Source organism: Telluria sp. RT2P19, assembly GCF_059685725.1.
In genome coordinates this window covers 106,950-132,221 of sequence record NZ_JCASIL010000011.1, presented here as the reverse complement: position 1 = coordinate 132,221, position 25,272 = coordinate 106,950, and the positions used below count along the sequence as shown (strand labels likewise).

Annotated in this window: 22 protein-coding genes, 1 tRNA gene and 2 pseudogenes; 16 read left to right on the top strand and 9 right to left on the bottom strand. The window is 61.7% G+C overall.

Annotated elements, in window-relative coordinates; translation table 11 throughout:
• Positions 1-34 precede the first annotated feature (34 nt).
• From AC56KW_RS15165 to AC56KW_RS15150, 4 genes are all read left to right on the top strand, one after another.
• Positions 35-964, top strand: a complete 930-nt coding sequence (locus AC56KW_RS15165) for a LysR family transcriptional regulator (protein ID WP_497171513.1) — start codon at positions 35-37, stop codon at positions 962-964.
• Between the two features lie 167 nt (positions 965-1,131).
• Positions 1,132-2,295, top strand: coding sequence for an efflux RND transporter periplasmic adaptor subunit (locus tag AC56KW_RS15160; protein ID WP_497171512.1), 1,164 nt, complete (start codon positions 1,132-1,134; stop codon positions 2,293-2,295).
• Between the two features lie 11 nt (positions 2,296-2,306).
• Positions 2,307-5,444, top strand: coding sequence for an efflux RND transporter permease subunit (locus AC56KW_RS15155; RefSeq protein ID WP_497171511.1), 3,138 nt, complete (start codon positions 2,307-2,309; stop codon positions 5,442-5,444).
• A 2-nt stretch (positions 5,445-5,446) separates the two neighbouring features.
• Positions 5,447-6,877 (top strand): efflux transporter outer membrane subunit, encoded by a 1,431-nt coding sequence (locus AC56KW_RS15150; protein WP_497171510.1) that lies wholly within the window; start codon positions 5,447-5,449, stop codon positions 6,875-6,877.
• 66 nt (positions 6,878-6,943) lie between these two features.
• Here the strand turns inward: AC56KW_RS15150 and AC56KW_RS15145 are convergent, their stop codons facing one another.
• The 3 genes from AC56KW_RS15145 to AC56KW_RS15135 form a co-directional block, all read right to left on the bottom strand.
• On the bottom strand, positions 6,944-7,672 hold the full coding sequence (locus AC56KW_RS15145) for an SDR family NAD(P)-dependent oxidoreductase (RefSeq protein WP_497171509.1): 729 nt from the start codon (positions 7,670-7,672) through the stop codon (positions 6,944-6,946).
• 10 nt (positions 7,673-7,682) lie between these two features.
• A complete protein-coding gene (locus AC56KW_RS15140; RefSeq protein WP_497171508.1) occupies positions 7,683-8,159 on the bottom strand; it encodes a nuclear transport factor 2 family protein in 477 nt (158 codons plus the stop codon).
• Positions 8,160-8,370: 211 nt separating this feature from the next.
• Positions 8,371-9,258, bottom strand: coding sequence for an AraC family transcriptional regulator (locus AC56KW_RS15135; RefSeq protein ID WP_497171507.1), 888 nt, complete (start codon positions 9,256-9,258; stop codon positions 8,371-8,373).
• Between the two features lie 132 nt (positions 9,259-9,390).
• Here AC56KW_RS15135 and AC56KW_RS15130 point away from each other — a divergent pair, with 132 nt between their 5' ends.
• Genes AC56KW_RS15130 through AC56KW_RS15115 form a run of 4 tightly spaced genes read left to right on the top strand, consistent with a single transcriptional unit; the run spans position 9,391 to position 11,866 of the window.
• Positions 9,391-10,134: an SDR family NAD(P)-dependent oxidoreductase gene (locus tag AC56KW_RS15130; RefSeq protein WP_497171506.1), complete on the top strand. Its 744-nt coding sequence runs from the start codon at positions 9,391-9,393 to the stop codon at positions 10,132-10,134.
• Between the two features lie 16 nt (positions 10,135-10,150).
• Positions 10,151-10,546 carry a VOC family protein gene (locus AC56KW_RS15125; protein ID WP_497171505.1) on the top strand — a complete coding sequence of 132 codons (396 nt, stop codon included), beginning with the start codon at positions 10,151-10,153 and terminating at the stop codon, positions 10,544-10,546.
• 1 nt (position 10,547) lies between these two features.
• Positions 10,548-11,537 carry a saccharopine dehydrogenase family protein gene (locus AC56KW_RS15120; RefSeq protein ID WP_497171504.1) on the top strand — a complete coding sequence of 330 codons (990 nt, stop codon included), beginning with the start codon at positions 10,548-10,550 and terminating at the stop codon, positions 11,535-11,537.
• A gap of 2 nt (positions 11,538-11,539) precedes the next feature.
• A complete protein-coding gene (locus tag AC56KW_RS15115) occupies positions 11,540-11,866 on the top strand; it encodes a nuclear transport factor 2 family protein (protein WP_497171503.1) in 327 nt (108 codons plus the stop codon).
• An 89-nt stretch (positions 11,867-11,955) separates the two neighbouring features.
• Here the strand turns inward: AC56KW_RS15115 and AC56KW_RS15110 are convergent.
• A pseudogene (locus AC56KW_RS15110) lies at positions 11,956-12,948 on the bottom strand (alpha/beta fold hydrolase).
• Between the two features lie 152 nt (positions 12,949-13,100).
• On the opposite strand from AC56KW_RS15110, the gene AC56KW_RS15105 reads away from it, so the two are divergent.
• The 5 genes from AC56KW_RS15105 (at position 13,101) to AC56KW_RS15085 (ending at position 16,240) form a co-directional block, all read left to right on the top strand.
• Complete coding sequence (locus AC56KW_RS15105) at positions 13,101-13,847, top strand: SDR family NAD(P)-dependent oxidoreductase (protein ID WP_497171502.1); 747 nt, start codon at positions 13,101-13,103, stop codon at positions 13,845-13,847.
• Positions 13,848-14,088: 241 nt separating this feature from the next.
• Positions 14,089-14,817 carry an alpha/beta hydrolase gene (locus AC56KW_RS15100; protein WP_497171501.1) on the top strand — a complete coding sequence of 243 codons (729 nt, stop codon included), beginning with the start codon at positions 14,089-14,091 and terminating at the stop codon, positions 14,815-14,817.
• Positions 14,818-14,915: 98 nt separating this feature from the next.
• Entirely contained in the window at positions 14,916-15,575 is a 660-nt protein-coding gene (locus AC56KW_RS15095) for a TetR/AcrR family transcriptional regulator (RefSeq protein WP_497171500.1), read from the top strand.
• Entirely contained in the window at positions 15,553-15,948 is a 396-nt protein-coding gene (locus AC56KW_RS15090) for a VOC family protein (RefSeq protein WP_497171499.1), read from the top strand. The genes AC56KW_RS15095 and AC56KW_RS15090 overlap by 23 nt, the downstream gene beginning before the upstream one ends.
• A 213-nt stretch (positions 15,949-16,161) precedes the next feature.
• Positions 16,162-16,240 (top strand) — tRNA-Cys (locus AC56KW_RS15085).
• A gap of 463 nt (positions 16,241-16,703) precedes the next feature.
• Here AC56KW_RS15085 and AC56KW_RS15080 read toward each other — a convergent pair.
• Positions 16,704-16,886 (bottom strand): type II toxin-antitoxin system HigB family toxin, encoded by a 183-nt coding sequence (locus AC56KW_RS15080; protein WP_497171498.1) that lies wholly within the window; start codon positions 16,884-16,886, stop codon positions 16,704-16,706.
• 1,330 nt (positions 16,887-18,216) lie between these two features.
• Between AC56KW_RS15080 and AC56KW_RS15075 the strand changes: the two genes are divergently transcribed.
• Entirely contained in the window at positions 18,217-18,933 is a 717-nt protein-coding gene (locus tag AC56KW_RS15075; protein WP_497171497.1) for a hypothetical protein, read from the top strand.
• Between the two features lie 192 nt (positions 18,934-19,125).
• Complete coding sequence (locus AC56KW_RS15070) at positions 19,126-20,055, top strand: VOC family protein (protein ID WP_497171496.1); 930 nt, start codon at positions 19,126-19,128, stop codon at positions 20,053-20,055.
• A gap of 307 nt (positions 20,056-20,362) precedes the next feature.
• On the opposite strand, the pseudogene AC56KW_RS15065 reads toward AC56KW_RS15070, so the two are convergent.
• Positions 20,363-20,461 (bottom strand): annotated as a pseudogene (locus AC56KW_RS15065) (IS1595-like element ISPbo1 family transposase); the annotation flags it as partial.
• Between the two features lie 495 nt (positions 20,462-20,956).
• Here AC56KW_RS15065 and AC56KW_RS15060 point away from each other — a divergent pair.
• On the top strand, positions 20,957-21,844 hold the full coding sequence (locus AC56KW_RS15060) for a LysR family transcriptional regulator (protein ID WP_497171495.1): 888 nt from the start codon (positions 20,957-20,959) through the stop codon (positions 21,842-21,844).
• Here the strand turns inward: AC56KW_RS15060 and AC56KW_RS15055 are convergent.
• The 3 genes from AC56KW_RS15055 to budC all read right to left on the bottom strand — a co-directional run bounded on the left by AC56KW_RS15055 (position 21,841) and on the right by budC (position 24,903).
• Complete coding sequence (locus tag AC56KW_RS15055; protein WP_497171494.1) at positions 21,841-22,890, bottom strand: methionine synthase; 1,050 nt, start codon at positions 22,888-22,890, stop codon at positions 21,841-21,843. The genes AC56KW_RS15060 and AC56KW_RS15055 overlap by 4 nt on opposite strands.
• Before the next feature lie 26 nt (positions 22,891-22,916).
• Positions 22,917-23,900, bottom strand: a complete 984-nt coding sequence (locus AC56KW_RS15050) for a DUF1852 domain-containing protein (RefSeq protein WP_497171493.1) — start codon at positions 23,898-23,900, stop codon at positions 22,917-22,919.
• A 241-nt stretch (positions 23,901-24,141) separates the two neighbouring features.
• The gene (gene budC / locus AC56KW_RS15045; RefSeq protein WP_497171492.1) at positions 24,142-24,903 is read right to left on the bottom strand and encodes a meso-2,3-butanediol dehydrogenase; all 762 of its coding nucleotides are present in this window, start codon (positions 24,901-24,903) and stop codon (positions 24,142-24,144) included.
• Positions 24,904-25,272 lie beyond the last annotated feature (369 nt).

Genomic DNA, 25,272 nt, shown 5'->3' with positions numbered 1-25,272 from the left:
GAATATCCATGAATCTGTACGATGGTAGAACGCAATGAACAAACTGCACGCGATGAGCGTTTTCGTCCACGTGGTGCAGGCCAGCGGCTTCAAGCGCGCGGCCGACATCATGCAGATCCCGAAGGCGACGGTGTCGTCGCTGGTCCAGCAACTGGAGACCGATCTGGCAGTCAAGCTGCTGCACCGCACGACGCGCCATACCAGCGTCACGGCCGAGGGCGCAGCGTATTACGAGCAATGCGTGCGCATCCTGGCCGACGTCAGCGCGGTCGAGGAGTCGCTGTCGTTCAACCGCATGCGCTCGGGCGGGCGCTTGCAGGTCGATATCGCCAGCAGCCTGGCGCAGAGCGTGATCATCCCGGCGTTGCCGGAGTTCCTCGATCGCTACCCCGACATCTCCGTGGAACTGGCGTGCGGGGACCGCGAGGCCGACCTGATCGAGGAGGGCGTCGATTGTGCGATCCGCTTCGGCGAGTTGCCTGACTCCGGCCTGATCGCGCGCCGCATCGGCCTGCTCGGCTTTGTCACCGCGGCCACGCCGGCCTACTTATCGAAGCACGGCCGGCCCGTGCATCCGACCCAGCTTATTCATCACCGCTGCGTGGCGTATTTCTCGTCAAGCAAGGCACGCGCCTTCCCGTGGACCTTCGTTCGTGGCGGCGAACGGGTCGACCTGCCGCCGCCGGGGCCGGTGTCCGTCAATGATGCAGGCTCTTATCTGAGCGCCGGCCTTGCCGGCCTGGGCATTGTGCAGTTGCCGGCCTTCCTGATCAATGCTGCCGGCACCGGCCCCATGGAGCTATTGTTCGAAGACTGGCGCAGCGATCCCCTTCCGGTGCACGCGGTTTATCCGCACAACCCGCATATGACGGCCAAGGTCCGGGTGTTCGTCGACTGGATCGTCGAACTTTTTCGGCTGCATCCCGAGATGCAGACAGGCCGTATCGAGGGGCGGCTGTGGTGATGACGGCGCATTTGTCGCGTCCGATGATAAGAATAACGGGACGGTGGATCAAGATGTGAAAACTGGATTGATCATCCAGAAATCTAGACGATTTTCCGCGTGTTACGTCACTAGAATGGCCTCTCTTTTTTTGTTCGCAATCATCCTCACGGAGAGAGTCCATCGCAATGCATCCCGTTTCTTATCCACCGTACGTCCGTACGGCGGCACTGATCGTGCCGCTCGTCTCCAGCGCACTCCTTGCCGCTTGCTCGCCGTCCGCGTCGGCGCCGGCGCCGGCGCCGGCGCCCGTCGCCGAAGTCGGCGTGTTCAAAGTCACCCAGGAAGCGCTGCAGATGACGGTCGAACTGCCTGGTCGCACCACAGCGTTTCAGGTGGCCCAGGTCCGGCCCCAGGTCAGCGGCCTGATCGAAAAGCGCCTGTTCGTCGAGGGTGCCGACGTCAAGGAAGGCAGCGCCTTGTATCAGATCGATCCCGCCCTGTATCAGGCGAGCGTGAATTCGGCCAGGGCTGCGCTGGACAAGGCCCGGGCAAATCTGATGACCAGCGGCCCGACGCTGGCGCGTTATCAGGAACTGGTCGAGATCGAAGGCGTCAGTCGCCAGGATCTCGAGGTCGCACTTGCCGGCGACGCCCAGGCCAGGGCCGATGTGGCGGCGGCGACGGCGGCCCTGGCCGAGGCCGATATCAAGCTCCGATACACCCACGTCTATGCACCGATCAGCGGCCGCATCAGCCGTTCGATCGTGACGCCCGGCGCGCTGGTGACGGCCAACCAGGCCGAGCCGCTCACCACCGTGCAGCAACTCGATCCGATCTACGTGGACGTGACGCAGTCGAGTGAAGACCTGCTGCGCTTCAGGCGCGACGTGGCCAACGGCGGCTTGAAGCAGTCGGGGCAGGTCAAGGTCAGCCTGCGCCTGGCCGACGGCAGCATGTACGCCGAGGCGGGCACGCTGCAGTTTTCGGAGATGACGGTGGATCCGGGCACTGGCAATGTCACATTGCGCGCGTTGTTCCCGAATCCCCGCCACGACCTGCTGCCGGGGATGTTCGTACGCGCCATCGTCGATGCGGGCGTGGACGAGAGGGCCATCGCCGCACCGCAGCAGGGTGTCACCCGCAACCAGAAGGGCCAGCCCACTGCGTTGATCTTGACCAGGCAGGGCAAGGTGGAACAGCGCACGCTGGTCACCGGCGGCACGCTGGGGGACCGTTGGCTGATCAAGTCCGGCCTGGCCGCCGGTGATTTGCTGATCGTCGAGGGCCTGCAGAAAATCAAGCCGGGCGATTCCGCCAGGGCCGCCCAGCTTGCCAAGAGCGCCCACTAAGGAGCACATTCATGTCCCGTTTCTTTATCGATCGCCCGATCTTCGCTTGGGTGATCGCGATCGTCATCATGCTTGCGGGCGTGCTGGCGATCCTTGGCTTGCCGATCTCGCAGTATCCGAACATCGCGCCGCCATCGATCTCCATCGCCGGCTCCTACCCGGGCGCCTCGGCCAAGACGGTCGAAGACGCTGTCACCCAGATTATCGAACAAAAGATGAAGGGGATCGACGGTTTGCGTTACATGAGCTCGTCGAGCGACTCGACCGGCGGCCTGATTATCACGATGACGTTCCGCGCCGGCACTAACCCCGACATTGCCCAGGTACAGGTGCAGAACAAGCTGCAGCTGGCCACGCCGCTGTTGCCGGCCGCCGTGACGCAACAGGGCCTGGTGGTCACGAAGGCCACCAAGAATTTCATCATCGGCATCGGCTTTGTCTCCGAAGACGATTCGATGAACCAGGCTGACATCGGCGACTACATCACGTCCAGCGTGCTCGATCCGATCAGCCGCGTCGAAGGCGTCGGCGACGTGACCAATTTCGGTTCGCAGTACGCGATGCGGATCTGGCTCGAGCCGGCCAAGCTGCAAAGCTATCAGCTGACACCGGTCGATGTGATCGCAGCGCTGTCGGCGCAAAACGCCGAAGTGTCGGCTGGCGAGCTGGGCGGCGCGCCTTCGGTCGCGGGCCAGCAACTCAATGCCACCGTGTCGGCCCAGAGCCGCCTGCAGACGGCCGAGCAGTTTGGTGCGATCCTCCTGAAAACTGCCGCCGGCGGCGCCTCGGTGTACCTGCGTGACGTGGCGCGCATGGAGCTGGGGCGTGAGAACTATTCGATCGTGGCGCGCCTGAACGGCAAGCCGGCCTCCGGCATGGCGCTCAAGCTGTCCACCGGCGCCAACGCCCTGGCCACCGCCGATGCCGTCAAGGCGCTGATCGCCAGCATGGAGAAGGACTTCCCGAAAGGCCTCAAGGCCATCGTCGCGTTCGACACCACGCCGTTCGTCGAACTGTCGATCCACGAAGTCGTCAAGACCCTGATCGAGGCGGTGGTACTGGTGTTCCTGGTGATGTATCTGTTCCTGCAGAACCTGCGAGCCACCCTCATTCCCACGATGGCGGTGCCGGTGGTGCTGATGGGGACGTTCGCGATCCTGTCGGCGCTGGGCTATTCGATCAACACCCTGACCATGTTCGCCGTGGTGCTGGCCATTGGCCTGTTGGTCGACGACGCCATCGTGGTGGTGGAAAATGTCGAGCGCGTGATGACGCAAGAGGGGCTCTCGCCGCTCGAGGCGACGCGCAAATCGATGGACCAGATCAGCGGTGCGCTGGTGGGCATCGCGATGGTGCTGTCGGCGGTGTTCGTGCCGATGGCCTTCTTCAGCGGCTCGACGGGCGTCATCTACCGCCAGTTCTCGATCACGATCGTCTCGGCGATGGTGTTGTCGGTTCTGGTTGCGATGGTATTTACGCCGGCGCTGTGCGTCACGCTGCTCAAACCGGTCGCCAAGGGACATGCGGCGGCAAGCACCGGCTTTTTCGGCTGGTTCAATCACGGGTTCGATCGCAGCAACGTCAAGTACCAGGGCGTGGTTGCGTCGATGCTCCGTCGCAGCGGCCGTTCATTGATCGTGTATGGGGCGATCCTGTTGGTGATGACAATCGTCTTCCTGCGTCTGCCGGCCTCGTTCCTGCCCGAAGAAGACCAGGGCATCCTGTTCAGCCAGATCCAGTTGCCGGCAGGCGCCACCCAGGAGCGCACGATCAAGGTCGTCGAACAGGTCGAACAGCATTTCTTGCGCAATGAGAAAGATCTGGTTGCCTCGGTGTTCACGGTGGCCGGCTTCAGCTTCAGCGGCAACGGCCAGAACACGGGCCTTGCCTTTGTACGGCTCAAGGACTGGTCGGAGCGCCGGGGCGCCGACAAGCGTGTCGACGCGATCGTCGGCCGCGCAATGGGCGCCTTCGCTCAGATCAAGGATGCGATGGTGTTTGCCTTTGCGCCGCCGGCAGTGCTGGAGCTGGGTAATGCCTCGGGCTTCGATCTGCAGTTACAGGACACCGGTGGCGTGGGGCATGCGGCGCTGATGGCGGCGCGCGACCAGATGCTCGACCTGGCGTCGCGCAGCGAGGTACTGTTCGCGGTGCGGCCCAATGGCCAGGAGGACACGCCGCAATACAAGATCACGGTCGACCAGCAGAAAGCGGTTGCACTCGGGTTGCAGGTAGCCGATGTCAACCAGGTGCTCAGCGCCGCCTGGGGCAGCGCCTACGTCAACGACTTCATCGATCGGGGACGGGTCAAGAAGGTGTACGTGCAGGGCCAGGCCGCTTCGCGCATGGCGCCGGAAGACTTGAGCAAATGGTTCGTGCGCAATGCCGATGGCGGCATGGTGCCGTTTTCGGCCTTCACCACGGGAGAATGGATCTTCGCGTCGCCACGGCTGGAACGGTATAACGGTCTGCCGGCGGGCGAAATTCTGGGCCAGGCCGCGCCCGGCCGCAGCTCCGGCGAGGCGATGGTGGAAATCGAAAAGCTGGCGGCGCGACTTCCGCCGGGGATCGGCTACGAATGGACCGGCTTGTCGGTCGAGGAACGCGATTCCGGTTCGCAAACCGCGCAGTTGTACGCAATCTCGATCCTGGTCGTGTTCCTGTGCCTGGCCGCGCTGTACGAAAGCTGGTCGATTCCATTTTCGGTACTGCTGGTGGTGCCGCTTGGCGTGGTCGGCACCGTGGTGGCCACATTTGCGTTCGGCCTGTCGAACGATGTGTATTTCCAGGTCGGCCTGCTGACCGTGGTTGGCCTCTCCGCCAAGAATGCCATCCTGATCGTGGAATTTGCCAAGGACTTGCAGGAACAGGGTATGGAGCTCAAGGCGGCGACGTTGTACGCAGTCAAGATGCGCTTGCGCCCGATCCTGATGACGTCGATCGCCTTCGGCCTGGGGGTGCTGCCGCTGGCGATCAGCAGCGGCGCCGGTTCCGGCAGCCAGAATGCCATCGGTGTCGGTGTGCTGGGCGGAATGCTGTCGGCCACCTTCCTCGGCATCTTCTTCGTTCCCTTGTTCTTTGTACTGGTGCGCGGCTACTTCAGTCGACGCAAGGCCACCCCCGCACCATTGCCAATGGAGAATCATTAATCATGCATCAATCCTTATTGACCCTGGCCGCGCTAGCGCTGCTGGGTGGTTGCAATCTCGCGCCGCTGTACGAGCGCCCGGTCGCGCCTATAACACCAGCCTGGCCTGCGGGCGAGGCCTACAAGGGCGTGCCGGCAGGCCAGGCAGGGGCGCGGCCGGTCACCTTCATCGAGTGGCGCGACTACTTCGCCGACGCCCGCTTGCGTAGGGTGATCTCGCTGGCTCTTGCGAATAACCGTGACCTGCGCGTCTCGGTGGCGAATATCGAACGTGCGCGTGCCCGATACGCCATCAGCAGCGCACCGTTGCTGCCGACAGTGTCGGCGACAGTGAGCCAGGACGCGCTGCGCACGCCGCGCAGCTTGAGCGCGGTCGGCGAGAGCTACACCAGTCGCCAGTACAACGGCGCTTTGACGCTGGCCGTGTACGAGCTGGATTTTTTCGGCAAGGTGCGCAATGCATCCGAGGCCGCCCTGCAGACTTATCTGAGCACTGAGGAAGCGCGCCGCACACAACAAATCAGCCTGGTTGCCGAAGTCGCCAATGCCTGGGTGAACCTGACGGCCGACCGGCAGCGCCTGAAACTGGCGCAGGAGACGCTGGCCAGCCAGCAAACCACGTATGAGCTGAGCCGGCGCCGCTTCGCCGCTGGCGCCACGTCGGGCGTCGATATGTACGACGCCCAAACCAGTGTGGAGACGGCGCGCAACGACGTAGCCACGTATACCGCGCAAATCGCGCTCGACCAGAACGCGCTGACGCTCCTGGTGGGCGGCCCGGTGCCAGCCAATCTGCTGCCCGAGGGTGAACCGGTGGCGGTGGCTGCAATCCAGGCGCTGCCGACCGGCCTGCCGTCGGACTTGCTGCGCGACCGGCCCGATGTGCAACAGGCCGAGCGCGCGCTGCGCGCGGCCAACGCTAATATTGGCGTGGCGCGCGCTGCCTTCTTTCCCAGCATCGCGCTGACGGCATCGGGCGGCAGCGCCAGCCGTGACCTGTCCGGCCTGTTCAAGGCCGGGTCGGGAGCATGGCACTTCGCGCCCCAGGTCAACCTGCCCATTTTCGATGGAGGCGTCAACCGTGCGAACCTGGACATCGCCAGGGCCGAACGCGCGATCACACTGTCGCAGTACGAAAAAGCGGTCCAGGTAGCGTTTCGCGAAGTGGCCGATGCGCTGGCCATTCGCGGCACCATCGATGCTCGTCTGAGCTCGCAGCAGGCACTGGTCGAGGCGGCAGAAAGGAGCTTCAGGATCAACGACGCGCGCTACCGCAAAGGCGCCGATACCTACTTGAATGCCCTGGTATCGCAGCGCGCGCTGTATGCGGCGCAGCAGGGATTGATTTCGGAGCGCTTGAGCCAGACGAGCAACGCCGTCAGTCTGTACAAGGTGCTGGGCGGGGGCTGGCAACCGGAGAGTGGTCGGCCATAGGGGGATCGGGTGGAGTCCCCGGCCTGAGCCGGGGCGACGCCATGATGCAGGCGTGGTACGGCCGGACTACCAGGGCTGCCTGCCGTGACTGCCGAAGAATCCGGCAGTCGGCCCTTCCTGGTCGATCAGCGCCATACGGATCGCGGTCGCGGCGCCTTCTTCCGTCGTGAGAACGCCAGTGTTGCCGTTCAGGTCGGTCTGCACATTACCCGGCTCGACGGCATTGACCTTGACGCCGAACGGTTCGAGTTCCCTGGCAAAGGACACGGTCGCGGCATTGAGGGCGACCTTCGAGGCCGTGTAGGCCAGCAGGTTGACGCTCGAATAGATCGAGGTCGGGTCGGTGATCAGCGCCAGCGAGCCGACGCCGCTACCCATCATGACCACGCGCGCCTGCCGCGCTGCCTTGAGCAGGGGAGTGAAGGCTTGCGTGACCCGGATCGGGCCGAACAGATTGACTTCAAACGTCGCCTTGGCGTCCTCCATCCGCACTTCGCTCGGCGGCGTGGCCGGGGCGACGATGATGCCCGCGTTGTTGACCAGCACATCGAGTGCGCCGGTGTGATCGCCGACGATCCCGGCCGCGCGTTGCACGCTGGCGTCGTCAGCCACATCGATCTCGAGCAGGCGGACGTCCAGGCCTTCCGCCTGCAGGCAGCGTACCGCTTGTTCGCCCCGCACGCGGTCGCGCGCACCCATCCAGACCGACATGCCGGCCTGTGCCAATCCTCGGGCGATGGCCAGGCCGATACCCTTGTTGGCACCGGTGACCAGTGCCTGCCGCTTGTGGGTCATCGTACGCCTCTCAATTGGCCGCGCCAGCGGCAGGGGCGACATGGTGGCTAACATCGCCGAACAGATGGGGAACGACCTCGCGCGATGCGAACCGCCAGGCGCCGTCGTGCAGTTCGAACGTGTCGACATAGCGGCCGGTGCAGATCGGTTGCAGCGGCAGCCCCGGGGCTTCCTGGTGGACGGTGAAGTAGCTGACGGACCTGGCGCTGGTGCTGCTGTCGATCTCGATCAAGACATTCGATACCGAATGCCAGGTCCGTGGCGTGTTGTCGGCGTGGTACTGGAGGTTCGTGCGCAGGAAGTGCGCAATGCTGTCGCCGCCGCTGACATAGGCGTCGATGACCTTGAGCCGGGTGTGCGCCAGAAGCTCCGCGTTTGCATCGACATTGCCATCGTCGAGGTTGTGCGCATACTGTGCGAGTAGACGACGGATTGCGCTTTCGATGACGAGGCGGTCGATGCCGGTTGGGGTAGTGTGAATGGACATGCATATCCTTGGTTATGATCTATTATAGCGATCGCTATAATTCGATCACTATAGGCGATGACCAGGTGCGATGCAAGCGATATATAGCGTTCGCTATTATCGTGGGCGTGCCGGCGCCCTATGCCCGAGCGACAACGACGGCGCATGTCTCGCCGATCTTCGATGAATCTTGATTTGCCAGGCAGATGCCCGCTGGACGTGCATGGTCCAGTCAAGCGCCCCGGAGTAGCTGCGCGGCTTGCGCCAGGTCCTTGGAGGGAGGGAGGCCGAACAAGCGCGCATATTCCCGGCTGAACTGGGTCGGGCTTTCGTAACCGACGCCGAAGGCGATCGATGTCGCGCTGCCTTGCCCCGAGATCAATTGTGATCGTGCATGTAACAAGCGGATGCGCTTTTGGTATTGCAACGGGCTCAGGGCCGTCACGGCCTTGAAGTGGCGATGAAACGCCGACACGCTCAATGCCGCCATTTCCGCCAGCGTCTCTACTCTCATCGGCTGAGAAAAATTGCGACGTATCCAGTTAATTGCTATGGAAATACGTGAAAGCGCCGTGTCTGGAGAAGCGATGTCCCGCAACATCCAGCCGAGCGGTCCCTGAAGTACGCGGAACAGTATCTCCCTTTCATAAGCCGGAGCGAGCACCGGAATTTCCTCGGGCCGGTCAATCAAGCGCAGCATCCTGACCCAGGCGTCGAGCAGTTCCCGGTTAACCGGCGCGACCGAGAAACCTGAACATGGCTGCATGCCGCCTGTCTGCGGCGGCGCGTCGTGGATAAGGGCAGCGGCGATGGCCGGATCGAGCGTCAGGCTGACGGCGAGGTAGGGCTCGCCCGTCGCTGCAGGATGAACGGACCCGATGGCCGGGAGATCCACGGACATGACGAAGTAGGTTGCCGGGTCATAGTGGAGGGTGCGCTCGCCTACCGTCATCGTTTTTGATCCGGTGAGGATCAAGTTGACCATGGGGGCGTAGACAGCCGCAAGGGCGTGTTCGGGAATTTCTCCCTGAACCATGGCGACACGGGGTATGCCGGTTTCGGTACGGCGATTCTCGGCCCGGGCGGCGAGCACTCTCAGTTCCTGCAATTGCTGTTCCATAGTCCCACACTAACATCGGCCATTCTGGCCTGCAATGGAAAAGCAGAAATAGGCAAGCATCGGGCAGAAAATGACCGGCGCCCGGTAGTCGGCAGTCCTATCATCGACTCACCACAAACACTGGAGAAATTCATGAAGATTGTGATCGTAACGGGAAGCAGCCGCGGCCTCGGGGCCAGCACGGCACTCGAATGCGCCAGGCGCGGGATGGGTGTGATCGTCACCTATAACGGCAGTCCAGAAAAAGCGAGCGAGGTGGCTGAGGCCATTGCCGCGATTGGCGGGAAAGCCGCCGTTCTGCAGCTCGACGTCGGCGACAGCCAATCGTTTCCGGATTTCTGCAAGGCTGTCTCGACGCAGCTCGAGGCTGTCTGGCAAAGGGAAACATTCGACGCTCTGGTCAATAACGCCGGGTATGGGCTGTATGCCCCGATCGCCGATGTCACGGAGGAGCAGTTCGACGGATTGTTCAACGTCCATCTCAAAGGTCCTTTTTTCCTGACGCAGGCACTCCTTCCGCTCATGGAGGCCGGCGGCCACGTGATCAACGTCACCAGCGCGACGAGCCGCGTCGCCACTGCAGGCGTTGCGCCTTACGCCGCCTTCAAGGGCGGCCTGGAGGTTCTCACGCGTTACATGGCCAAGGAATTCGGCGCGCGCGGAATACGGGCGAACTCGGTCGCTCCGGGCGCCATCCGCACGGAGCTTGGCGGCGGCTTGAACAAGGAGTTCGAGGCGCTACTTGCAGATCAGACAGCACTCGGCCGGGTTGGCGAGCCGGAAGAGATTGGCGGTGTCATCGCCGGTTTGCTGTCAGACGAGAACCGCTGGATCAATGCTCAGAACATCGAAGTGGCTGGCGGGTACATTATCTGAACAAGGAGACGACATCATGCTCGACCACGTTTTTCTGTCCGTTAGCGATATCGCTCGCTCGGTCGCCTTCTACGAGAAGGTACTCGCTCCCCTCGGCATCGCGCACGTGATCGACTACGACGGCCGACAGGGCCCGGCCGGCCATCCCGATCTCAAGGGTTTCGGCGCGAATGGCCGCGTGTTCTTCTGGCTCCGCGCCGGCACGGTGGACGGGCGCGCCGCGCACATCGGCTTTGTCGCCGGTGGCAAGGATGCGGTCGATGCAGCCTTCGCGGCGGCAATCGCTGCGGCTGCCACCGAGATCCACCCGCCCGGCCCGCAACTGCACTACGACCCGCGCTATTACGCGGCCCAGGTTCGCGACCCCGACGGCTACAGTCTCGAATTCGTCTACAAGGAATGGCAGCATTGATATGAAAAAACTGATGATTTATGGTGCGACCGGCTACACCGGGCGCATGGCGGCGGAACATGCAGCGGCGGCGGGTACTCCGCTGATCGTGGCAGGACGCAATGAAGCGGCCCTTTCAACGCTCGCTGCAAGTCTCGGCGTGGAACACCGGGTATTCCCCCTGGAAGACATCGCTGCGGTCGATCGATCGTTCAGCGGTGTTGGTGTCCTGCTCAACTGCGCGGGACCGTTTTCGACGACTGCCGATGTTCTCATGAGAGCCAGTATTCGCAATGGCGTGCATTATCTCGACGTCGCGGCAGAACTCGACAGCTATCGCCTGGCGGAAAAGCTGGACGGGCAGGCCAGGGCCGCGGGCGTGATGCTCCTGCCGGGCAGCGGTGGCAGCGTTGCGATGCTCGGTTGTCTTGCCGGCCACGTCGTCGCAAGAATCAACGGCCCCTCCAGCATCAGGGTGGGCATGCACGTTTCGGGCGGCCTGTCGCGCGGCTCGGCCGTCAGCGCGATGGGCAGCGTGACCGCCGAAACCCTTGCACGCGTCGGCGGCGCGCTCGTTGCGCGAAGCGCCGGGGCGGTGACGAAACTCGACTTCGGCAAGGGACCAGTCGACTGCTTCCAGGTAACGCTTCCCGATCTCATCACGATCTGGCGCGCCACAGGAGTTCCTGACATCGAAGCGTTCGTCCACCTGACAGGCTCCGGATTTCCGCAGGGTGACCTGGCGGCGCTTCCGGATGGACCAGGTGAGCTGGAGCGGAAGGCAAACCGCTATCAGGCAGTTGTCGAGGCTAGCGATTCAGACGGAAATATCGTGCGGTCGATCCTCGATACGGTCAACGGCTACACCTTCACGGCCATTGCGGCCGCAGAGGCAGGTCGCCGCGTTCTGATGGGCGAGGATCGCCCTGGATTCCAGACGCCTGCGCTACTGTTCGGCAATGGTTTTGCCGAGACCATTGCGGATACGACCATCATCGACGTTCAAGGGTAGTCATGGACAAGATTGTCGATACATTCATCAAGACCGCCAACGCCTTCGACGTCGAAGGAACGTTGGCACTGTTCGGTTCGAAGGCCGTGATCGAGGACGCTTCGGTCGGGGAAGCCTTTGCAGGGACCGAAGGCGTCCGTCGTTATCTGCAGGAGTTTTTTGTCGGCTATGAAACCATGAGCAAGTTACTCTCGCTTGAACGGATGGGCGATTGCTCGGCCATCGCGCGTATGGATTTCACCGGTAACTTCGGACATGAGATCGGGTCTCTCTGCATCAGGATCGACAGAGCGGGCCTGATCGACCGCATCGAAGCGGATCTCGAATAGTAACCTCAGCGCATGACACCGCAGCCAGGTTAGACGGATGCAGCTTATGCCCACAGGCCTGCCCCTGGCCGTAGTGCCAGGGGTATTGGTCAGCGAAAGTGCGGGCCGCCGTAGAATTTCCTGATTTCCTCGACGATAAGCCCTGCACGTTCTTCGACCAGCCAGTGCCCGGCGCCAGGGGCGTCGATGCCAGTGGCCAGCGGCGCGGCGTCGCGTACGGCGGCCAGCAACACATCGAACAAGGCAGACTGTGTCACGATCCGGACCGGAATCGCCAGTTTGTCCTCCATCGCCTTCCTGTTCGCCAACTCATCGGCTGGCCATGCCCGATACCACTCCATGCCGTTGCGCCAGACGCCGGGGCGCGAGTAGACGCGCGCATACTCATCAAGCTCTTGCAGCGAGATCGCTCCAGGGTTGGGCGTCAAGGCGTCGAAAAAATACTGCAGGAACTGCCTCTCCCTGCCTTCGACCAGAATCTCCGCCAGCGGCTTTTGCTGGAAAAACGAGAAGTGGAAGGAAAGCGGCTTGAGCTTCTCGAAACTCAGTGATTTTCCCACGACGGGAAAATCCATGAAAAACAGTCCTTCGACGGCGTCCCTGTATCTGGCGGCAAACGCAAAGGCCAGGCTCGAGCCAAAGTCATGCGCGACCAGACGCAGCGCACGAACCCGCCCAAGATGCTCCAGCAGGCCACGCAGGTAACGCGCCAGCTCGAATTTTTAGAAACTGTGGATCTCGCCAGTCGTGTCGCCGAGGCCCGGCAAGTCGATCGCGATCACCGTGTGATCGGAGAGAAAGTGCGGCAGGATCGCCTTGAATTCGTACCAGCTTTGCGGGAAGCCGTGGAAGAAGAGCAGGGTACGAGGACCTTGTCCGCCAATGACATAGTGCATCTGCAGGCCGTCCACGGTATGAAAGCCGTGGCTGAACCGTCGATTGAATTCGTCGTCGTCGCGAGTCGCCGCGTCGTAAAGAGTAGATAAGGGGGGCTCGGATCCGGCATGCAGGGGCGCGCCGGGCGCAAGGGGTTGCACGGACTCGGAGACGAGAGAGGGTAAGTGTTTGGAAGCATCGGTCATGTGTCGATTCCTGTCGATATCAAGTCGTGGTATATGCCGGGTCGAGCCGCAGCAACTATTTGTAGCGATCACTAATTTTTTAACGCGATGTTTGTAGTAATCGCTAAAGCGTGTATTATAGCGTTCACTATAAATAACCAAGGAAAAAATATATGGATTTTCACCTTAAGCAGAAAATCGCGGTCGTCACTGGCGGCAGCAGCGGGATCGGATTCGCGATCGCCAAGCAATTGGCCGCCGAAGGCGCCGTCGTCGTCGTTACCGCCAGGCGTCAGGATGCCTTGGACAAGGCGGCGGCTGCGATTGGCGGCTCCGCGGTCGGATTCGCGGCCGACGTAGGACAGGCGGCCAGTCTAAAGGCGCTCTACGCGCAAGTGCGCGAGCGATTCGGTCGCATTGATGTCTTGATTGCGAACGCCGGAGGAGGTGTCCATGCCCCATTGGGACAGATCACCGAAGACCAGATGGATCAGCAGTTTTCCACGAACGTCAAAGGCGTCGTGTTGACGGTTCAAGAGGCGTTGCCACTTCTCGGGGCCGGTTCGAGCGTGGTGATCGTCGGTTCAAGCGCTTCGATGGACCCCGGTCCGACCATGAGCATTTATGGAGGGACAAAAGCGGCTATCCGCAACATGGTACGCAGCTGGGTCGCGGAATTGAAGGGCTCGGGTATTCGTATCAATCTGCTCAGCCCCGGCCCGACGAACACTGAATCGCTACGAACAGCATTTGGCGAGCATGCCGAGGAAGGCCTGGCCTTCCTGCGTGATAAAAGCCCGCTGGGACGGATTGGCGAGCCGGAAGAAATCGCTTCGGCCGTCGCATTCCTGGCCAGCGACGCCGCGAGCTATATCAACGGCGTCGAACTTTTTGCCGACGGTGGCGCGTCGCAAACCTGATTCGTTCTCGCTCAGGCGGCACGGTCGACGGGAGCTCGCGCAGCGGCTCCCGCTTGCCTGTGCAGCGTTATTCGGGTGGATCGGTCCATCAGCACGTACCTGAGCCCCGGCCGCAGCAATACTTTTTTATCCATTTATCTACCAATCGGTTGGTAGGTAATCAATAAGGAAAGACATGCCTCTTTATCCTCGTCTGACTCGTTTGGCCACCGCTGGCGCTCTTGTCCTTCCGCTGTTGTCGATGAGCGGTTGCGGCTCCGGTGATGTCCATGCCGCCGCACCGGTCGCCGACGTGACCGCCATCCTGGTGCACGGCGCCTGGGCGGATGGTTCCAGCTGGTCTCGTATCACGCCGCTGCTGCAAAGCAGGGGGATCAAGGTGATGGCCGTCCAGCTGAACCGCAATAGCTTGCGTGAAGACGCGCTCATCGTGCGGCGCGCCATCGAGGCCCAGACCGGCAAGGTGGTCCTGGTCGGCCACTCCTACGGTGGTTCGGTAATAACCGAGGCGGGCGGCGACGGCAAGGTCGGCGCACTGGTTTACGTCGCCGCGTTTGCGCCGGGCGATGGCGAGTCGATCAGCGACCTGATCAGCCCGTATCCGCCCGGGGCCTGGCAGGCCGGCCTGGTCGCCGACTCTGCCGGATACCTGCGGCTCGACCCCGGCACCTACGCCACCTACTTCGCCAGTGACCTGCCGAAGGCCGAAGCGGCCGTGCTGGCGTCGTCCCAGGGGCCGCTGCTTGGCAGCGTGCTGCAGGACAAGGTAACCAACGCGGCGTGGAAGACCAAGGCTTCGTACTGGGCCCTGAGCAGCAAGGACCAGATGATCCCGGCCGCCCTCCAGCAGGGTGAGGCGGTACGTATCAACGCCAGGGTCACCACGATCGATGGTGGGCATACCGAGCTGCTGTCCCATCCGAAGGAAGTGGCGGCAGTGATCCTGGATGCTGTGGATCGCTTGCAGTAATTGACCTGCGGCGAGTTGAATAGCCCCGGGTAGCGCTGCTTTAGTGATTGCTACAGATTGTCGTATAATCCCAGTTCCGATACGTCATCAGGATTGTCATGGTCAGAAAAAAAGAACTGGTAGAGGAGCTTGACGCTGCCGGTACAGCGAAGAGCAGGCCGTCACGTCGCGCATTCGATCGCGAGGCGGGAGTTGCCATCGCCAAGGAGCTGTTTCACGAGCACGGGTACGATGCCGTGGGTGTGGCCGAACTCACCCGGGCACTCGATATCAATCCACCCAGTCTGTATGCAGCATACGGAAGCAAGGCAGGATTGTTCGAGCGTTGTCTTGCCGTGTACGTCGATGAAGCAAGTTTGCCGAGCGCCGGGATATTGGTGCCTGGTCGGCCCTTGATTGAAGGGGTCAGCGAGCTCATCATGCGCGCAACCGACATCTACAGCAAATCCAAGACCAAACGTGGCTGCATGGTCACCGAAGGCATGCGGGCGGACGATCAGGAAGCCCGGATGTTGGCTAAAACGCATGGGGACGCGGCCGCTGCATTTATTGAGCGCTTCATTTCGCAGCACGACCCGAAGCATGCGAGGGTTTTGGCAGATTATGTTGTGATCACGCTAAGGGGGCTTTCGGCGACGGCGCGGATGGGGCTTTCTCGCCCACGCTTGCGGGCGGCTGCGACACTTGCCGCCAAGTCATTCGAGGCGCTTTTGTTATCAAAGGGGGTAGGTAAACATGAGCTTGATCGACCACATTGAATTCGCAGTTCGAGATGCAGAGGTCTCGCGGCTCTTCTACGAGCGGGCGCTCGCGCCGCTTGGATTTGAGCTGATAATAACCGTTGGACCAGAGCGCACCCGGACGGGGGGCAGCCGCCATGGCCTGGGTACGGACGGTTACCCCTGTCTCTGGTTGCATGACGGCGAATTGCACGGAAAAGGAACTCATGTTGCGTTCGCAGCAGAAGACCGTTCTCTCGTCGATGCCTTTTATCAAGCAGCATTGGCGGCAGGAGGACGCGACAATGGTGGGCCAGGCATCCGCAAGCATTATCATGCGAATTACTATGCTGCGTACGTGCTTGACCCCGATGGTGTTAATGTTGAAGTCGTGTGCCAGAAACCCAGCTGATCGGCGTAGAGGAAGTATGAACGAATAGAATGGCGGCTGAATGGAGCCGCCTTTGTAGAGACGAACAAGTTTGGATACTGTCGTTGCTGCGCCGAATAGATCAAGTAGCGCTCTGGCGTTTTGCATACAATTCTTGACATTGCTTTTAATACGGGTTTGCACAGGGTCAGAACTTCGATTGAGCGACCTCAAGCGGTGAAAAATGCGGTTCTCGGCTAAGTCTTTGATTTTGCTAGTGAGAATACGGCCTGCAAAGCCGTCTAGACGGGTTCGACTCCCGTCCTCGCCTCCAAATATTAAACGAACGGGCCTCATTTGAGGCCCGTTTTGTTTTAATTGTCCATATAAATTCAAAATAAAATTTTGCGGCTGTCGAGCCAAAGCCGATAGTTGTCGTCAGCGGCCTAGCGGGCCGCTGCAGATAGCTCAGCAGAGCATCGTAGCTAGGCTTTAGAGCGTTCAGGTGTACTTGAGTTTGTTCCGCCATGGGTTTACCCGATGAAACTTAAGAAGTACCTCAGTTCTGAATTTCACGGAAACAAGCGAAAACATCGTGTTGCCATACTACACGATTCGATGCCTCCCGCAGTAGCAAAGGGCCGTTGGGTACCAGAAGCCATGGCAATACTACTTGTGCTATGTATCTGGAGAAGTCATACGTTCGCATCAGCGGACAAGTCCAGCACATCCACAACGCCATCCAGCATGACTCACGTAAACCCGCGTCCATGGAAGCCGGGGCGATTCAGATAGGTTTAATGCCCATGCGGTCCCTCAATCGTTTGTGCATCGACCGCATCGTATTGTTTGTGCGTTCCGACGAACTTCACAAAAACGATCCCGTAGGGGTAGTTGATGGATGTAACCAGCCGGTACTTGTTGCAGGCGATGTTAAAGATAACGCGTCCGGTGCGCTCCGCTCGCCGAAGGCGCGCCATGCCGAACAGTTTCAGGTGGTCTAACCTGTCGTGGGGTGGTTCAGCATGGGGTGCTGTCTCATGGCCGCGCGAGCGCCTTGATGGCGCACCCGGACATTAATTGTAAACGGTTTATATCATTTATTTCCGGATCAAGGTGACTGGTGCGATTGTTCGCACCGTGCACGTTCTCAGGCCCGGGCCGGTCGAGCGTGCGCTGCATGCGTTGCGGCTGCAGATCGAGCCGTACTTGCATGGCCCGCACGCTCACCAACTCATTGCGCCGTGTTTGAGGGCCCGCGGGCGCAGCCTCCCTCAAGGAATTCCATGCCGTCGCGCCCGCCGGGGGGGCAACGCCGAGGCAGCTGTGAAACGCTGGCCGGGGACGGCGTCGCTGCTTGCCGCCCGCGACCTCAAGGCGTGCTCCGGTATGCAAGTGGGGGGTCATCCGGCTCATGCAGGAAACGCATAGCAGAGATGCCGAACTTCATGTTGCATGATGGCATGGCAATATGGAATTATCTAGAACATAACTTCTAAAAGCCTGAGTTTGGCGACTAAAGACAGGAGACTGACCCGTGCCCACAATAGCATTCCGCGCGTCCCATGCGGCTGAATGCCGTTCCTGATCGTCCGCTTCACCGTTTCTCGTTTCACCTGCCAGTCGCAGCCGAGACCACGCAGATGGTCTGCGACAACCTGCACGGCAAGCGGCCGGTGGCATTCGGCCACCTTATCCGGTCGGTGCAGGATATGACAAGAATGGAGATAGTATGAAGAAGTCAGTAGCTGGCATGGCCGCACTGCGCATCCACCCTCGCCCTGGCACCAGCCGGACCGCATGCGCCAGCTGCCGGCGGCCGCCCGGAGACCCAGGGCGTGGTGGCCCACATCCTGCCGGTGCGCTCTCATGTCTCGGGCGCCGGAACCGCGCTGGCCCCCGAATCGAATTCCGAGACTGCCTTCGACTCCTGCTACCAGGCCGGTCCAGTCCATCCCTACTTTAGCTAGATCCGGCGCGCAACCACTGACCGTGCCGGCGGCGGAACACTGAACGACAACAGCGAGACCGCGGGCCTGTTCGCCCGGGCGGTCCGGGCGTTCGCGCGGGGCCTTGTGCCCCGGCTTGCCGCCTGTACGCAAGCGCCATGGCCTGCAGCGACCGCGCCACGCGCCATCCGGTCTTCCGGATCTTCGGGCCGGCGCGCCGGTCTGGGCTGGCACAGCGGGGCCGACCTGACGCTTCCGGGCCGTTCGGTACGCATCCTGCGCCCGGTTGCATCCTAGTTCGCAAGGCAGGACCGGGTGTGGAGCGCACCCGGAATATCGTAGTTCCAATTAAGGATCAGACATGTCCAAGCAATCACAATGGTTTTTCATCGTTCACTGGCTCCGGCTTTACTTTGGCGCCAATCTTCTGTTCTCTGGCATCCGCTACGCGGTCACCGGCTTTGTTCCAGACATTCCAGGCATCGGCGGCGAGTGGGTCCAGGCCAACGCCAATATCTACCTGTACCAAATCATCAAGTATCTGGAAATCGTGACCGGCGCGATGCTGTGTTTGAACCGCTATCCATTATTGGCACTCATCCTCCAGTTCCCGGCCTCGATCAATATCTTCTGGCTCAATACGTTCATCGTTGGTACGCCTCGCCAGCTATTCTCGGGACCGCAGGAGCTGTTCATGAACGGCGTACTGCTGCTGGCCTACAGCGGCTGGATGGCCGCGGCGCTCAAGCCGAAGCTCGATCCACTCTGGTTGTGGCGAGGGGACCTGGCCTACCAGCCCGGCATCGGTGGTCGTCTCTGCAGCGGTGTCGATAACAGCAGCGTTAGCACCACGACAAATGGCAGTAGCCAACACCCCGGCCGGAAGGATGAAACGAGCAAGGGTCGATGGATCGCCATCGCGGCGTGCGCAGGCTTGACCGCAGCGGCATATATCGGTTCGACTGGACTGTTCTACGCCGACTTCAGGGAGATCCGCAACCGCGACCTGGTGGGGTATGGCGTGGCGTGGATTGGCATGCTCTACATGATGGTACGCCTCCGCAACGGGCGCGACTGAGCGTCCGGACGTGGACCAGGAACACACCAGCAAGCATATCAAGCCCCGCAATCGGGAGACCGACCAGCACGAGGCCGGGGCATCCGGACGGCGCGGCCACCGGCGTAGGCACAAGGCGGCGTCGGTACGCCCGCGCGGTCTTTCATGCATGAATTCCGACATCACGAATCTGATAACCTGGAGACAGCCACAATGATCAAATCGCGTGCTTACTTGGGCGCGGTGTCGCCCGCCTGCCAGGAATGGGAACGCTTTGGGCCCGATGTACTCGGCCTGCAGATCGCCGCACGCGGCGCCGATGGGTCCATCGCCTTCAGGCTGGACGATGCGGCCCAGCGCCTGGTGATCCGGCCGGGTGAGCGCGACGGCATCGACCATATCGGCTGGAGCGTGCAGGACGAAGCCGCGGCAACGTCCCTGGCCGAGCGTGTGCGCGCCCACGGCGTCGACGTCGAGCGCGCGGGCGGCGAGGAATGCGCAGCCAGGAAGGTCGATGGCTATTACTGGTTTCGCGATCCCTCCAATTTTCGCCACGAGCTGAGCTGGGGCCAGGCGTATACGACGGCGCCGTTCCAGCCAGGCCGTCCGGTGAGCGGTTTTCGCACCGGTGACCAGGGCCTGGGCCACGTGGTGCTGGCTGTGTCCGACCTCGATGAGAGCGACCGTTTCTTCCGGGAGGTGCTCGGTTTTCACCCCTCCGACACGGTGCGTGACGGCCCGATGGAAGCGCGCTTCTACCACGTCAACGGCCGTCACCACTCGCTCGCCGTTGGCCGCTTGCCGAGCCGCCAGTTGGCATTCCTGCACTTGATGATCGAAGTGGGTTCGCTGGCCGACGTCGGCGCCGCGCTCGATCTGTGCGAGCAGCGCGCGATTCCAATTACGACCACGCTCGGCCAGCACAGCAATGATCGAATGGTGTCTTTCTATATGTACACGCCGTCGGGCTTCCGTGTCGAGTACGGCTGGGGCGGGCTCGAGGTCGACCATGACCTGTGGGTGCCGCGCACCTATGACAAGCCGAGTCTCTGGGGCCACCGGCGCCAGCATCACGAGCTGACCGCCCTGATGATGTTCGACTCCCCGCCAGCGTTATGCCGGGCTGCCTCCAATGATCGTTAATATAGGAAATGCCGATGCATCCGGTAGATGAGTCCTTGCCAATCGACGCTTGGTCAACGAGGAAGTGCCGAGCAGAGCGGTCAGCCAGGCATCGGTACACCGCTCACCGCCGAGCAGCAAACGATACGCCAGCTGGCGCTGGATAATCAGCAACTTCGGCAGGATGTCACCATCTCAAAAAGGCCTCGACCTTCACTGGCCGCAAAATGGAAGGCGCTGTGCGCGTTAGTTCGTTTCTTTCCGGCGGCAAAGTTGCGCACTGGGTGATTGCGGTCAGCAATTGCGCTGGCGTACGCAAAGCGCCGTCATCCAGGAAGCGCTGCCAGCCCGGGTAGTTCACCAGGTGGCGACTGGCGACGCCGTTGAAACGCTTCAACCAGTTCTTGAAGCGGGCATGCAACAAATGCAGTGACGCATGCGCTCATTCGGCAGCTGCAAAGGAGGCCATCCCAGTCCAGCAGAGCTGCCGCGTCCCGGGCGTCAGCCGCTCCGGCTTTTACGAGACCCAGCGGCGCCCTGCCAAACCGAGTTTGTGCAAAACGAGCGTTCATCTGCTGGCCGCATTTCAATCCGGGTGCGCCTGATCTCGCGTACCTGAGCGATATCACCTGCGTCCGCGCCTGCGCCGGTTGGCTGTATCTGGCCACCGTGCCGGACCTGTATGCACGCAAAGTGGTGGGCCGGCCGCACCGGCACTGATCGCAAGCCATCACCGATCCGTGAACAACCTGCATGAAAATGGTGCGCGCCGTCCAGAGCGCTGCGTACACCGAGAGGAAGTTTCGGCAGGACCAGGCTTCATGCAACCGTTGGTCGAGGGCGATAAAAGGTAGCACGGGGACGATGCTGGCGCGCAGGTAGAATATTGCCTCTCTACCCACTACCGATTTCACCCATGGCCATGCTCGAGCGATCGCATCTGGAAATCCTGCTGGAAGTGCGGCGCCGCGGTTCCGTCACCGCCGCCGCCGAAAGCCTGCATCTGAGCCAGTCCGCGCTCAGCCACAGCATGCGCAAGCTGGAGCAGCAGGCCGGCACCGATATCTGGATTCGCGAAGGACGCTCGCTGCGGCTGACCCAGGCCGGCGAATACCTGCACACGGTGGCCAGGCGCCTGCTGCCGCAGCTGGAGCTGGCCGAGGCGCAGCTGGCCCATTTCGCCAAGGGCGAGCGCGGCACCTTGCGCATCGGTATGGAATGCCATCCCTGCTACCAGTGGCTGCTGCGGGTCGTCGCTCCCTACCTGGCGGCCTGGCCGCTGGTCGACGTGGATGTGAAGCAGAAATTCCAGTTCGGCGGCATCGAGGCGCTGCTGGGCTACGAGATCGACCTGGTGGTCACGCCCGACCCGGTGCTGCGCCCCGGCCTGCGCTTCGAGCCGGTGTTCGGCTACGAACAGGTGCTGGTGGTGCACGCGGCGCATCCCTGGGCCGGCCAGGTCGAGGTGAGGCCGGAACAGCTGGCCGAGGAAGTCCTGATCACCTATCCGGTGCCGCTCGACCGCCTGGACATCTACCGCTTGTTCCTGAGTCCGGCCAACTGCGCGCCGCGCAGCCACAAGACGATCGAAACCACCGACATCATGCTCCAGATGGTCGCCAGCGGCAGGGGCGTCACCGCGCTGCCGAAATGGCTGGTCACCGACTACGCCCCCCAGCTCGGGCTGCGCACCCTGCGGCTCGGCCCCGCCGGCATCCAGAAACACATTCATCTCGGCGCGCGCGAAGCCGACTGGGACACCGACTACCTGGCCGCCTTCTTCATGCTGGCGCGCCAGACCGGCAGCTAGGCGTCAGCGGCACGGGTCTCGGCCGCCAGTTCTTTCCGGATGATTTCCGCGCCCGCGTTCAGTGCATCGAGCTTGGCGCGCGCCACGCGGCGCGACAATGGCGCCATGCCGCAGTTGGTGCAAGGGCAGAGCTTGTCGGCATCGACGTACCGCAGCGCCTTTCTCAGTGTATCGGCCACTTGTTCCGGCGACTCGATCGTATTGCTTGCCACGTCGATCGCGCCGACCATCACTTTTTTGCCGCGAACAAGTTCGAGCAGTTCCATCGGCACGTGCGAGTTGTGGCATTCCAGCGAGACGATATCGATCGTCGATTGTTGCAGCTTGGGGAAGATCGCTTCGTATTGCCGCCATTCCGATCCCAGTGTCTTTTTCCAATCAGTATTCGCCTTGATGCCGTAGCCATAGCAAATGTGGACGGCGGTCTCGCACTTGAGCCCTTCGATGGCTCGCTCCAGCGTGGCGATGCCCCAGTCGTTCACTTCATCGAAGAACACATTGAATGCAGGCTCGTCGAACTGGATGATGTCGACACCGGCCGCTTCCAGTTCGCGCGCTTCCTGGTTCAGGATGGTCGCGAATTCCCAGGCCAGCTTTTCGCGGCTTTTATAGTGGCTGTCATACAGCGTGTCGATCATGGTCATGGGCCCGGGCAGGGCCCATTTGATCGGTCGCCGGGTTTGCTGGCGCAAGAACCTGGCATCGTCCACGAACACCGGTTTCTGGCGGCTCACGGCGCCGACGACGGTCGGCACACTGGCGTCGTAGCGGTCGCGAATGCGGACGATTTCACGCTTTTCGAAGTCGACACCGCTGAGGTGTTCGATGAAGGTCGTGACGAAATGCTGGCGGGTCTGCTCGCCATCGCTGACGATGTCGATGCCTGCCTGTTGCTGGTCGTCGAGTGCCAGGCGCAGCGCATCCTGTTTGCCCTCGACGAGTTCTTCGTCCTGCAATTTCCAGGGCGACCACAGCGTTTCGGGTTGTGCGAGCCAGGCAGGTTTCGGCAAGCTGCCGGCGGTCGAGGTGGGCAAGAGTTTTTTCATGGTGGATGGCCTTTGCGTTCTGCTTACTAATGGGCGTAATTGGCCGACCACTGCTCGAGGAGTGGCTGATAAGGCTTGATAAAGTGTTCTTCTGCAAACTTGCCCTGCTTGATAGCGAGCTGGCTGCGTTCTTCCCGGTCATACACGATCTGGGTCAGCGAAAAATCCTGGTGCTTCAACTTCGGTCGATAGCACTTTGCCGCTGCGGAGTTGGCGTTGTAGATTTCAGGCCGGTAGATCTTTTGAAACGCTTCCATCGTGCTGACGGTGCCGATCAGTTCGAGGTTCGTGTAATCACGCAGCAGGTCGCCGATAAAATAGAAGGCCAGCGGTGCGACGCTATTGGGCGGCATGAAATAGCGCACCTGCAGGCCCATCTTGCCGAAGTATTGATCGGTCAGGGAGGGTTCGTCCTGGTGGTACTCGACCCCCAGCACGGGGTGCTGATTTTCAGCGCGGTGATAGGTCTTGTTATTAGAGACGCTCAGGCAGATGACGGGCGGCTTGCCAAAATTCCCGCTATACGCCGCCGAACGCAGGAAGGCCTTGAACAATTTCCCGTGCAAATCGCCAAAATTGTCCGGGATGCCGAACTCCGGTCGGTCCTTGTTATGGTCGGGCAGCAGGACGCTGAAGTCGTAGTCGCGCACATAGGACGAGAAATTATTGCCTGCGAGGCCTTCGATGCGCTCGTCGGTCTCCCCGTCGACGATCGTCGTTTTCAGTATTTCAATCAGCGGGAAGGCCTCACCACTGGCGCCGGCACCCATATCGATCTCGACGGACACGATGTCGAGTTCGAGTGCATAGCGGTCGCCATGCGGGTTGTCCCAATGGGCAAGGACGTTGAACCGCGCGTCCATCATGCGCAAGGCCTTGCGCAAATTGTCCTGGCGGTGCGCGCCCCTCGCCAGGTTCGCGAAGTTGGTCGTGACGCGCGTGCTGTCGGACGGGCGATAATGCTCGTCGAACCGCACGGTCTTGATTGCGAATGCAAAATTCTTATTCATCGTAGCCTCGTGTTCCAGGGGCGGAGCGCTGCTCGTCCACACCCAATACCTGGATTATGCCCAAGGCGACAATTGAATAAAAATGATGTTATTTCATAAAACCATGAATTTCGTTCATGATGGGCCGCGGGACGTCTTGCCGCGACCGGCTTAACAACCTCGTGGCGCGCATCAAGGGCATGATCGAGTCGGCCCGCGCGAGCCAGGCCGGTGTCGATCGGGAAGCGCCCCGGCCGGTCGCCTACTGCGGCGGCTGGCCGTTGGAGGCCATCAGGCCGGCATCCACCGGCAGGTTGACGCCGGTGATCAGGCGCGCATCGTCGCTCGCCAGGAATGCCATCGCGGCCGCGACGCCTTCCGCATCCTCGGGCGCGCCGAGCGGCATGCGTTCGCGGAACTTGGCAACCAGTTCGGGATCGCTCACCATGTCCTCGGTCATCCCGGTCTCGGTGAAGCTTGGGTTAACCGCGTTTACCCTTACCCCATCCTTGGCCGCATCCATGGCCATCGCGCGCACCATATTGCTCACCGCGCCCTTCGAGGTGTTGTAGGCGAACAGGTTCCAGTCGCCGCCCAGCCCCGAGACGGACGACGTCATCACGATCGACCCACGCGCTTTCACGAGTTCGGGCATCGCCGCCTTGGCCATGTGGAAGTAGCCGGCCACATTGACCGCCATGACGCGCTCGAAGTCTTCTTCGCTCGTCTGCGTGATGTCTCCTTCGGTCGCGACGCCGGCATTGTTGACCAGGATATGCAGGGCGCCGAAGCGCTCGAGCGCGGCCTCGACGGCGCAGGCCGCGGTGGCCTTGTCGGCGGTATCGCCGACCTGCACGTGCACGCGGTCCGCGGGCAGGGCGGCAGCGGCTTGCCTGAGCTTGACCTCGTCGATGTCGAGCATCACGACCCTGGCCCCTTCGTCCAGGAAGCGGCGTGCGGCGGTCAGGCCGATGCCCGAAGCCGCGCCGGTCACGAGCACGGTCTTGTCCTTGAAACGGTTCATTCTTGCTCCTTTCGAGCAGGCCAGGCGGCGCATGCGCGCAGCGCCGACCCGGGCCCGTCTGGTTCACGAAAACGTCGCCGTGACGATAGCACAGCGGTAGGAGTGCGGATTTTCGGTTCGATCAAGCAACCAGGAGCGGGTGCGGTGAAGGGCGTGGCAGGCGGCGTCAGCGCAAGCCACACCCCAAAGGTTGTCATCGTCAATGCTAACGCGTATGGCCAACGTCTCGGTGCACCTGGCGCCTGCCGCGCCGGTGTCGGCGCAGTTCGATTTCCAGCCGGGTGATTGAAGCGCCACCCCGCAGAACGGGGAAGCGTCGCCGGTGCCGGCCAGTCACTGTCGTGCGGCCGGCCGCACCGGTGTCTGGTG

Bases quoted from the DNA above. Each gene is read 5' to 3' on its own strand.
- AC56KW_RS15165 (WP_497171513.1), top strand. From the start codon at position 35: ATGAACAAACTGCACGCGATGAGCGTTTTCGTCCACGTGGTGCAGGCC.
- AC56KW_RS15160 (WP_497171512.1), top strand. From the start codon at position 1,132: ATGCATCCCGTTTCTTATCCACCGTACGTCCGTACGGCGGCACTGATC.
- AC56KW_RS15155 (WP_497171511.1), top strand. From the start codon at position 2,307: ATGTCCCGTTTCTTTATCGATCGCCCGATCTTCGCTTGGGTGATCGCG.
- AC56KW_RS15150 (WP_497171510.1), top strand. From the start codon at position 5,447: ATGCATCAATCCTTATTGACCCTGGCCGCGCTAGCGCTGCTGGGTGGT.
- AC56KW_RS15145 (WP_497171509.1), bottom strand. From the start codon at position 7,672: ATGACCCACAAGCGGCAGGCACTGGTCACCGGTGCCAACAAGGGTATC.
- AC56KW_RS15140 (WP_497171508.1), bottom strand. From the start codon at position 8,159: ATGTCCATTCACACTACCCCAACCGGCATCGACCGCCTCGTCATCGAA.
- AC56KW_RS15135 (WP_497171507.1), bottom strand. From the start codon at position 9,258: ATGGAACAGCAATTGCAGGAACTGAGAGTGCTCGCCGCCCGGGCCGAG.
- AC56KW_RS15130 (WP_497171506.1), top strand. From the start codon at position 9,391: ATGAAGATTGTGATCGTAACGGGAAGCAGCCGCGGCCTCGGGGCCAGC.
- AC56KW_RS15125 (WP_497171505.1), top strand. From the start codon at position 10,151: ATGCTCGACCACGTTTTTCTGTCCGTTAGCGATATCGCTCGCTCGGTC.
- AC56KW_RS15120 (WP_497171504.1), top strand. From the start codon at position 10,548: ATGAAAAAACTGATGATTTATGGTGCGACCGGCTACACCGGGCGCATG.
- AC56KW_RS15115 (WP_497171503.1), top strand. From the start codon at position 11,540: ATGGACAAGATTGTCGATACATTCATCAAGACCGCCAACGCCTTCGAC.
- AC56KW_RS15105 (WP_497171502.1), top strand. From the start codon at position 13,101: ATGGATTTTCACCTTAAGCAGAAAATCGCGGTCGTCACTGGCGGCAGC.
- AC56KW_RS15100 (WP_497171501.1), top strand. From the start codon at position 14,089: ATGAGCGGTTGCGGCTCCGGTGATGTCCATGCCGCCGCACCGGTCGCC.
- AC56KW_RS15095 (WP_497171500.1), top strand. From the start codon at position 14,916: ATGGTCAGAAAAAAAGAACTGGTAGAGGAGCTTGACGCTGCCGGTACA.
- AC56KW_RS15090 (WP_497171499.1), top strand. From the start codon at position 15,553: ATGAGCTTGATCGACCACATTGAATTCGCAGTTCGAGATGCAGAGGTC.
- AC56KW_RS15080 (WP_497171498.1), bottom strand. From the start codon at position 16,886: ATGGCGCGCCTTCGGCGAGCGGAGCGCACCGGACGCGTTATCTTTAAC.
- AC56KW_RS15075 (WP_497171497.1), top strand. From the start codon at position 18,217: ATGTCCAAGCAATCACAATGGTTTTTCATCGTTCACTGGCTCCGGCTT.
- AC56KW_RS15070 (WP_497171496.1), top strand. From the start codon at position 19,126: ATGATCAAATCGCGTGCTTACTTGGGCGCGGTGTCGCCCGCCTGCCAG.
- AC56KW_RS15060 (WP_497171495.1), top strand. From the start codon at position 20,957: ATGCTCGAGCGATCGCATCTGGAAATCCTGCTGGAAGTGCGGCGCCGC.
- AC56KW_RS15055 (WP_497171494.1), bottom strand. From the start codon at position 22,890: ATGAAAAAACTCTTGCCCACCTCGACCGCCGGCAGCTTGCCGAAACCT.
- AC56KW_RS15050 (WP_497171493.1), bottom strand. From the start codon at position 23,900: ATGAATAAGAATTTTGCATTCGCAATCAAGACCGTGCGGTTCGACGAG.
- budC (WP_497171492.1), bottom strand. From the start codon at position 24,903: ATGAACCGTTTCAAGGACAAGACCGTGCTCGTGACCGGCGCGGCTTCG.